General features: G+C 40.4%; 8 protein-coding genes. All 8 read left to right on the forward strand.

Going from position 1 to position 9720, the window contains the following annotated elements; all coding sequences use genetic code 11:
- Nucleotides 1-95 precede the first annotated feature (95 nt).
- The 8 genes from M1F37_RS03515 to alaS all read left to right on the forward strand — a co-directional run bounded on the left by M1F37_RS03515 (nucleotide 96) and on the right by alaS (nucleotide 9612).
- On the forward strand, nucleotides 96-1253 hold the full coding sequence (locus M1F37_RS03515; RefSeq protein WP_247934737.1) for an ABC transporter ATP-binding protein: 1158 nt from the start codon (nucleotides 96-98) through the stop codon (nucleotides 1251-1253).
- The gene (locus M1F37_RS03520) at nucleotides 1234-2040 is read left to right on the forward strand and encodes an ABC transporter permease (RefSeq protein WP_000753801.1); all 807 of its coding nucleotides are present in this window, start codon (nucleotides 1234-1236) and stop codon (nucleotides 2038-2040) included. The genes M1F37_RS03515 and M1F37_RS03520 overlap by 20 nt, the downstream gene beginning before the upstream one ends.
- Nucleotides 2037-2810: an ABC transporter permease gene (locus M1F37_RS03525; RefSeq protein WP_000712740.1), complete on the forward strand. Its 774-nt coding sequence runs from the start codon at nucleotides 2037-2039 to the stop codon at nucleotides 2808-2810. Before M1F37_RS03520 ends, M1F37_RS03525 begins: the two co-directional genes overlap by 4 nt.
- Complete coding sequence (locus M1F37_RS03530) at nucleotides 2807-3877, forward strand: ABC transporter substrate-binding protein (RefSeq protein WP_247934738.1); 1071 nt, start codon at nucleotides 2807-2809, stop codon at nucleotides 3875-3877. The genes M1F37_RS03525 and M1F37_RS03530 overlap by 4 nt, the downstream gene beginning before the upstream one ends.
- Nucleotides 3878-4081: 204 nt before the next feature.
- Nucleotides 4082-4987: a GIY-YIG nuclease family protein gene (locus M1F37_RS03535; RefSeq protein WP_247934739.1), complete on the forward strand. Its 906-nt coding sequence runs from the start codon at nucleotides 4082-4084 to the stop codon at nucleotides 4985-4987.
- Between the two features lie 422 nt (nucleotides 4988-5409).
- Nucleotides 5410-6198, forward strand: a complete 789-nt coding sequence (locus tag M1F37_RS10110; RefSeq protein WP_247934740.1) for a PASTA domain-containing protein — start codon at nucleotides 5410-5412, stop codon at nucleotides 6196-6198.
- 294 nt (nucleotides 6199-6492) lie between these two features.
- Nucleotides 6493-6978 carry an LURP-one-related/scramblase family protein gene (locus M1F37_RS03545; protein WP_247934741.1) on the forward strand — a complete coding sequence of 162 codons (486 nt, stop codon included), beginning with the start codon at nucleotides 6493-6495 and terminating at the stop codon, nucleotides 6976-6978.
- Between the two features lie 15 nt (nucleotides 6979-6993).
- Nucleotides 6994-9612 carry an alanine--tRNA ligase gene (alaS, locus tag M1F37_RS03550; protein WP_247934742.1) on the forward strand — a complete coding sequence of 873 codons (2619 nt, stop codon included), beginning with the start codon at nucleotides 6994-6996 and terminating at the stop codon, nucleotides 9610-9612.
- The last annotated feature ends 108 nt before the right edge of the window (nucleotides 9613-9720 follow it).

Consider the following 9720-nt stretch of genomic DNA (forward strand, 5'->3'; position numbering starts at 1 on the left):
GAAGAATGTAGGCAGTTCAATCTCCTACAAGAGGTAGTAGCGGCCTGACAGAGCCCTGATCTGTTAATCTATGAAAAAGAAGGAAGAAATGACAATTGAAAAAACCAATTATTGAATTCAAAAACGTTTCTAAAGTTTTTGAAGACAGCAACACCAAGGTTCTCAAAGACATCAACTTTGAGTTGGAAGAAGGGAAATTCTACACTCTTTTAGGCGCATCTGGTTCAGGAAAATCAACCATCCTAAACATCATTGCAGGTTTACTGGATGCGACGACAGGAGATATTTTGCTGGACGGTGTCCGAATCAATGACATCCCAACCAACAAGCGAGATGTCCATACGGTCTTCCAATCCTATGCCTTGTTTCCACACATGAATGTGTTTGAAAATGTTGCCTTTCCACTCCGCTTGCGTAAGATTGACAAGAAAGAAATCGAAAAACGTGCAGCGGAAGTTCTCAAGATGGTTCAGTTGGAAGGTTATGAAAAGCGTTCTATCCGTAAACTCTCTGGAGGACAACGTCAGCGTGTGGCTATTGCCCGCGCCATCATCAACCAACCCCGTGTGGTCTTGCTAGATGAGCCTCTATCAGCCCTAGACTTGAAATTAAGAACAGACATGCAGTATGAACTGCGTGAACTGCAACAACGATTGGGCATTACCTTTGTCTTTGTCACTCACGATCAGGAAGAAGCCCTTGCCATGAGTGACTGGATTTTCGTTATGAATGATGGGGAAATCGTCCAATCTGGAACACCTGTGGACATCTACGATGAGCCGATTAACCACTTTGTTGCCACCTTTATCGGTGAGTCAAATATCCTGCCAGGAACCATGATTGAGGACTACTTGGTTGAGTTTAATGGCAAACGCTTTGAAGCGGTTGATGGGGGGATGAAACCAAATGAGCCTGTTGAGGTCGTTATTCGTCCAGAGGACTTGCGTATTACTCTTCCTGAAGAAGGTAAGCTCCAAGTTAAGGTCGATACCCAGCTCTTCCGTGGGGTTCACTATGAAATCATCGCTTATGATGAATTGGGCAATGAATGGATGATTCACTCAACTCGTAAGGCTATCGTTGGTGAGGAAATCGGTCTGGACTTTGAGCCAGAGGATATCCACATCATGCGTCTCAATGAAACAGAAGAAGAGTTCGATGCTCGTATCGAAGAATACGTAGAAATCGAAGAGCAAGAAGCAGGTTTGATTAACGCTATTGAGGAGGAAAGAGATGAAGAAAACAAGCTCTAAACTCTTTGTAGTGCCCTACATGCTTTGGATTGCGCTCTTTGTATTGGCACCCCTGGTCTTGATTTTTGGACAATCATTTTTCAACATCGAAGGTCAGTTCAGTTTAGAAAACTATAAATCCTACTTTGCGTCACAAAACTTGACCTATCTTAAAATGAGTTTCAACTCAGTACTCTATGCAGGGATTGTGACTTTTGTAACCCTCCTTATCAGCTATCCGACAGCCCTCTTTTTGACCCGTCTCAAGCACCGTCAACTCTGGCTTATGCTGATTATTTTGCCAACATGGATTAATTTGCTCCTTAAGGCCTATGCCTTTATCGGGATTTTTGGTCAAAATGGCTCCATTAACCAATTTTTGGAATTTATCGGAATTGGTTCGCAACAGTTGCTCTTTACCGATTTCTCCTTTATCTTTGTCGCAAGCTACATCGAGCTTCCCTTTATGATTTTGCCCATTTTCAATGTCTTGGACGATATGGACAACAATCTGATAAATGCCAGCTACGACCTGGGTGCGACCAAGTGGGAGACCTTCCGTCATGTCATTTTCCCTCTGTCTATGAATGGGGTGCGAAGTGGGGTTCAGTCGGTCTTTATCCCCAGCTTGAGTCTCTTTATGCTGACCCGTTTGATTGGTGGGAACCGAGTTATTACCTTGGGTACAGCTATTGAGCAGAACTTCCTAACCAATGACAACTACGGTATGGGTTCTACAATTGGTGTGATTCTCATCCTGACCATGTTCATCACCATGTGGGTGACTAAGGAAAGGAGAGAACGATGAAAAAATTTGCCAACCTTTATCTGGGACTAGTCTTTCTTGTCCTCTACCTGCCGATTTTTTACTTGATTGGCTACGCCTTTAACGCAGGCAACGACATGAATAGCTTCACAGGCTTTAGCTTGAGCCATTTTAAAACCATGTTTGGCGATGGTCGCCTCATGTTGATTGTGACCCAGACCTTTTTCTTAGCCTTCCTGTCAGCCTTGATAGCGACCATTATCGGGACTTTTGGTGCTATTTACATCTACCAGTCTCGTAAGAAATACCAAGAAGCCTTTCTATCACTCAATAATATCCTCATGGTTGCGCCTGATGTTATGATTGGTGCCAGCTTCTTGATTCTCTTTACCCAACTCAAGTTTTCACTTGGCTTTTTGACAGTTCTTTCTAGTCACGTGGCCTTCTCCATTCCTATCGTGGTCTTGATGGTCTTGCCACGACTTAAGGAAATGAATGGCGATATGATTCATGCGGCCTATGACCTTGGTGCCAGTCAATTTCAAATGTTCAAGGAAATTATGCTTCCTTATCTGACACCGTCTATCATTGCAGGTTATTTCATGGCCTTTACCTATTCGCTAGATGACTTTGCCGTGACCTTCTTCGTAACGGGAAATGGCTTTTCAACCCTGTCAGTCGAGATTTACTCTCGTGCTCGTAAGGGGATTTCGCTAGAGATCAATGCCCTGTCTGCCCTTGTCTTTCTCTTTAGTATTATCCTAGTTGTTGGCTATTACTTTATCTCACGTGAGAAGGAGGAGCAAGCATGAAAAAACTCTATTCATTTTTAGCAGGAATTGTAGCCATTATCCTAGTCTTGTGGGGAATTACAACTCATCTAGATAGTAAAATCAATAGTCGAGATAGTCAAAAACTGGTTATCTACAACTGGGGAGACTATATCGATCCAGAACTCTTGACTCAGTTTACAGAAGAAACAGGAATTCAGGTTCAGTATGAGACCTTTGACTCCAACGAAGCCATGTACACCAAAATCAAGCAGGGTGGAACGACATATGATATTGCTATCCCAAGTGAATACATGATCAACAAGATGAAGGACGAAGACCTCTTGGTACCGCTTGACTATTCAAAACTTGAAGGTCTTGAAAATATCGGACCAGAGTTTCTCAATCAGTCCTTTGACCCAGGCAATAAATTCTCTATCCCTTATTTCTGGGGGACCCTGGGAATTGTCTACAATGAAACCATGGTTGATGAAGCGCCTGAGCATTGGGATGACCTTTGGAAGCCTGAGTACAAAAACTCCATCATGCTCTTTGATGGGGCGCGTGAGGTATTGGGACTGGGGCTCAACTCTTTGGGTTATAGCCTCAACTCCAAGGATACCCAGCAGTTAGAGGAGACAGTGGATAAGCTCTACAAACTGACTCCAAATATCAAGGCCATCGTTGCTGATGAGATGAAGGGCTACATGATTCAGAATAACGCTGCAATCGGTGTGACCTTCTCAGGGGAAGCTAGTCAGATGCTGGAGAAAAATGAAAACCTCCGCTACGTGGTTCCGACAGAGGCCAGCAACCTTTGGTTTGACAATATGGTCATTCCAAAAACAGTCAAAAACCAAGATGCAGCCTATGCATTTATCAATTTTATGTTGAAACCTGAAAATGCTTTGAAGAATGCAGAGTATGTCGGCTACTCAACACCAAATACAGCTGCAAAGGAAATGCTCCCAGAGGAGAAAAAAGAAGACAAGGCCTTCTATCCAGATGCTGAAACCATGAAACACCTAGAAGTTTATGAGAAATTTAATCATAAATGGACAGGCAAATACAGCGACCTCTTCCTACAATTCAAGATGTATCGGAAGTAGTGATAGTAACGAAACGAATCAGTTAAGCTGGTTCGTTTTTTCTTTTGAATCAGATGGAAGTGTTAGTATGAAATTGAAAAAATTCAATTCTCAATAAACCTTTGAAAAAAATATTTAAGCCCTTGACCGTTATTAAGACCTTCTATATAATGATATAAGAGAGATTATGCAAAATTTTCCATATAAATAAAAGAGAAATACAATATGAATGAAAAGATATATTTGAAGGATATTTTCAGATTTAATGAGTTATTGTCACAATCGGAGTATAAAGGGTATCGTATTAAGTTACGATTTAACAAGAATTGGGATGATTATAGTTTTGTTGATGATTATATCAGTGGATCTGAAGATTTTTTACCATGGATTTTAAGTAATGGTTCAGATAAAAAAAGTCGAAATCGTAGAAATGAAATTCAGTTTCAATTTATAGAAGTAGAGTATCATAAATGGCTTTTTGTTGGTGCTTATCTTATAAAAGAAACGAATAGTCAGATAAAGCAAGTGACCTATAGGAACCATCATGTTAAGTTCGCTTTAGCTGAACGATTAAAAGAGTATGATAAGTTTATAGAAAAAGTTTTGGTTAATCATACTAATACAGGTCAATCATGGTTTTATGTTAATCCTAAAATAATTGAATCAGTTGTAGTAGAATCTGTAAACAGTATTTCTTATTTTAATCAAACGTCTCATTTTCCAGGTTATGAAAATATTTCATTTTCTTATCAAGAATTAAAGAAAAATTGGTCAAATAGTTCTTGGAGACAATATCTTTCAGCTGTTTATGGTGTCTATGTCATTACTGATTCTAAGACAGGAAAGCTCTATGTCGGTTCTGCTTATGGAGATAATGGAGTTTACGGAAGATGGTCTACATACTTAAGTGAAGGCTATGATAAATCCGAAATGGAAGAAAATCGATATCCGAATAAAAGATTGTGTGAGATAGTCGAAAAATATGGAATAAGTTATATTAAAAAGTATTTTCAATATAGTTTATTAGAGATTTTTCCAAAGAATGAAGTTGGAAAACAAAAGGCACTTCAACGTGAACGATATTGGAAGAAAGTATTAAAATCTAAAGAACATGGTTATAATGCAAATTAGGAGAGGCTATGAATAATTTGAATGATTGGGAAAAAGCTCGTCGAGAAGAAGAATTGAATCAAGAGCTAAAAAGACAGAATAACTTGTTGGAATAGCAGAGATGGGAACAGCAGTTTTCTAACCAAAAACAACAGGCAGCACTAGATGAACAAAATCGTCTTGCTCGAGAACAACAAGAAACATTAAAAGAGAGAAATGAGTTAGAACGTCAGAGGCAATGGGATGAGGAATCTCGACATCAAAGAGAGTTAGAATTACGTATTGAGTAACAATATAAAGATAATATATTTGATTTAAAAAAACTGTGGGCCAAAGCTGAATCAGAAAATGAGAGAGGGAGAATTCAGATACTCTTAGCAGAAGCAGAAGCTGACTGGAATGAGTATTTACTGGAGAAAGAGAGAGAAGCAGAAAGAAAGCGATTGGCTACAGAGCAATTTCAAATAAAACAGCAGGAAGAAAGAGAACAGAATGAATTATTAGAGCGTCGCAGACAGAAAATTAGTAGGATAAAGTGGTTTTTTGGAATAGTTATAAGCTTACTTTTATTAGTGATAATTGTAACTTTTTTCATAGGTATGAATAAGTCTAAATCATCTCATAATAGTACTAAGCAATCAACTCAATCATCTAATTCAGCAACCTCCACAAGTTCTACAAAGCAAGCTTCTCTTGGTGGAAATAAGTCTAAAGATAAACAAACTTCATCAACAACTTCTGCTTCTTCTAGACCACAGCCTACAAAAGTATATATTGGAAACCTTATTGGTTTAAGTAAATCTGATGCTATATCAGAATTGAAGAGTAGAAAAATTACCGAGAATCATATAAAAGTTGAGGAAGAAGAAAGTGATGAATACTCTCCTGGTACAATTTTACGTCAGAGTTTGTCGGAGGGAACTTTATATGATTTGAATGATTCATCAGATATTATTTTGACTATTGCAAAAGAACGAACTAGTGCTACAATGCCAAATTATGCAGGTTCAAGTTTAGAGTTTACCAAAAATAATTTAAAACAGATTGTTGGTGTTAAAGAAGCTAATATTGAAATAGTAGAAGTTTCTAGTGCGCCTGAGGGGACTTCTGAAGGAAGTGTAGTTGATCAAATTCCCAAACCAGACGAAAAGTTTGATTTGAAACGTACACGAGTTAAAATTTCAATTTATAAGCCTAAAACTCATCAAACATCACAAAATAGATCTAGATAAACTAAGAGGTTAATGCAGCAAGCTAACTTATTGCTAACTCATTCTATTGGTTAAGATCATTTCCAGTTGACGCAAGCTTAAAAAAACGTTATAATAAGAAAGTTGAGAATTGATTTTCACTTGTCTTAGTCCAGAGAAATGGCGGTGCTGCGAGCCATCTAAGCTAGAAAGTCATGCTACTCAATCATACAATTGCATAAGAATAAGAGAATGACAAGTTCATTGAATGAAGGTGGTACCGCGGTTTTTCGCCCTTCGTGATATGAGCTTGTCTTTTGATTTTTGGAGGTGTTGATGAAAACATTTCTTGTCAAACAAAAGTTTCGTCTTGGAGGCGAACGCTTCGCTATCAAGGATGACAGGGGAGAAATCGCCTATCAGGTAGAGGGATTATTTTTTAAAATTCCCAAAACCTTTACTATCTATGATGCATTTGGTAACCAAGTCAGTGAGATTAGTAAAGAGATTTGGACTCTACTTCCTCGTTTTGAGATTCAGCTTCAGGACGGATCGAATTTTGTCATTCGTAAGAAGTTGACCTTCTGGCGAGATAAGTATGAGTTTGATAATCTGGGGCTTCGTATCGAGGGCAATATCTGGGATTTGAATTTCAAACTACTGGATGATCGCGATCAATTGATTGCGGAAATCAGGAAAGAACTCTTCCATCTGACCTCTACCTATAACGTAACGGTTCTTGAGGACGCTTATGCAGACCTAGTCATTTCCCTCTGTGTCGCTATAGACTATGTGGAAATGCTAGAAAGTCAATCAAATTAGTAAAAAGGAGACATTATGAAACAATTATCTAGTGCACAAGTCCGCCAAATGTGGCTTGATTTCTGGGCAAGTAAAGGCCACTCTGTAGAACCATCTGTTAGCTTGGTTCCAGTAAACGACCCAACGCTTTTGTGGATTAACTCAGGGGTAGCAACCCTCAAGAAATACTTTGACGGAACTATTATTCCTGAGAACCCACGTATTACCAATGCGCAAAAGGCTATCCGTACCAACGATATTGAAAACGTAGGGAAGACGGCGCGTCACCATACTATGTTTGAAATGTTGGGAAACTTCTCAATTGGGGATTACTTCCGTGACGAAGCCATTACTTGGGCTTATGAACTTTTGACAAGTCCTGAATGGTTTGACTTCCCAGCTGAAAAACTTTACATGACCTACTACCCAGCTGATACAGATTCTTACAACCGCTGGATTGAAGTGGGCGTGGATCCAAGTCACTTGATTCCAATCGAAGACAACTTCTGGGAAATTGGTGCTGGACCTTCTGGACCAGATACAGAAATCTTCTTTGACCGTGGGGAAGCTTTTGACCCAGAAAATATCGGTATTCGCCTTCTCGCAGAAGATATCGAAAACGACCGTTACATCGAAATCTGGAACATCGTCTTGTCACAATTTAACGCGGACCCAGCGGTTCCTCGTAGCGAGTACAAGGAATTGCCACACAAGAACATTGATACGGGCGCCGGTTTGGAACGTTTGGTAGCGGTGATTCAAGGGGCTAAGACCAACTTTGAAACAGACCTCTTCATGCCAATCATTCGCGAAGTGGAGAAGTTGTCTGGTAAGGTTTATGACCAAGATGGCGACAATATGAGTTTCAAGGTTATTGCTGACCACATCCGTTCGCTTTCATTTGCGATTGGAGATGGTGCCCTTCCTGGAAATGAAGGTCGTGGTTATGTCCTTCGTCGTTTGCTCCGTCGTGCCTCTATGCATGGTCAAAAATTGGGTATCAATGAGCCTTTCCTTTACAAACTGGTTCCAACTGTTGGAAAAATCATGGAAAGCTACTACCCAGAAGTGCTTGAAAAACGTGACTTTATCGAAAAAATTGTCAAGAGCGAGGAAGAGTCATTTGCCCGCACTCTTCACTCAGGTCAACACTTTGCCCAAGGCATCGTAACAGACTTGAAAGAAAAAGGACAATCTGTCATTGCTGGTCAAGATGTCTTTAAACTCTACGATACATACGGATTCCCAGTGGAGTTGACAGAAGAAATCGCTGAAGAAGCTGGTATGACTGTAGACCGTGAAGGCTTCGAAGCAGCCATGAAGGAACAACAAGAACGTGCGCGTGCATCTGCTGTCAAAGGTGGATCCATGGGGATGCAAAATGAAATCCTTCAAAACATCACAGTTGAGAGTGTCTTCAACTACAACGCTAGCCAATTGCCTTCTAAGTTGGTGGCTATCGTAGCTGATAATGCAGAAGTAGAAGCTGTATCTGAAGGAACTGCATCTCTGATCTTTGCAGAAACTCCTTTCTATGCTGAAATGGGTGGACAAGTTGCTGACCACGGTCAAATTTTGGATGCTACTGGAAACGTCGTAGCGACTGTAACTGACGTACAAAAAGCGCCAAATGGACAGGCACTTCATACTGTTGAAGTCCTCGCTCCACTTACTTTGAACCAAGAATACACGTTAACAATCGATACGAACCGTCGTCTTCGTGTTATGAAGAATCACACAGCAACTCACTTGCTCCATGCCGCTCTTCACAATATCCTTGGCCACCATGCAACTCAAGCAGGATCTCTTAACGAAGTAGAATTCCTTCGCTTTGACTTCACTCACTTCCAAGCGGTAACTCCTGAAGAATTGAGTGCCATTGAACAACAAGTCAATGAAAAGATCTGGGAAGCAATCGCAGTGGAAACAGTTGAGACTGATATTGATACAGCCAAAGAAATGGGAGCTATGGCCCTCTTTGGTGAGAAATATGGTAAGGAAGTTCGTGTTGTGACCATTGGTGACTACTCAGTGGAACTCTGTGGTGGTACCCATGTTGGCAATACTTCTGAGATTGGGCTCTTCAAGATTGTCAAAGAAGAAGGGATTGGATCAGGAACTCGTCGTATCTTGGCAGTGACTGGTAAAGAAGCCTTTGAAGCCTATCGTGAACAAGAAGATGCGCTGAAAGCAGTCGCAGCAACCTTGAAAGCACCTCAACTCAAGGAAGTTCCTCACAAGGTTGAAGGACTTCAAGAACAACTCCGTCAATTGCAAAAAGAAAATGCAGAATTGAAGGAAAAAGCGGCAGCGGCGGCAGCTGGTGATGTCTTCAAGAATGTTCAAGAAGCAAACGGACACCGTTACATTGCGAGTCAAGTTTCTGTTTCAGATGCAGGTGCTCTTCGTACCTTTGCAGATAACTGGAAGCAAAAAGACTACTCAGACGTCCTTGTTCTTGTCGCAGCCATCGGTGACAAGGTCAACCTTCTTGTAGCTAGCAAGACAAAAGACATCCACGCAGGTAACTTGGTTAAAGAATTAGCTCCAATCGTTGATGGACGTGGTGGTGGTAAACCAGACATGGCCATGGCAGGAGGAAGCAACCAATCTAAGATCCAAGAATTGTTGGATGCCGTAGCAGGTAAATTGTAATATAAAGAATCTACCAATTTTGGTAGATTCTTTCAGATTGAAGACAAAGTCCTTAGAACACAAGTTTCTAAGGGCTTTTCTTTGTGTAAAGTCGTATAATAGAGGTAA

The sequence above is a fragment of the Streptococcus mitis genome (genome assembly GCF_023109105.1).
Classification (GTDB): Bacteria; Bacillota; Bacilli; order Lactobacillales; family Streptococcaceae; genus Streptococcus; species Streptococcus mitis_BW.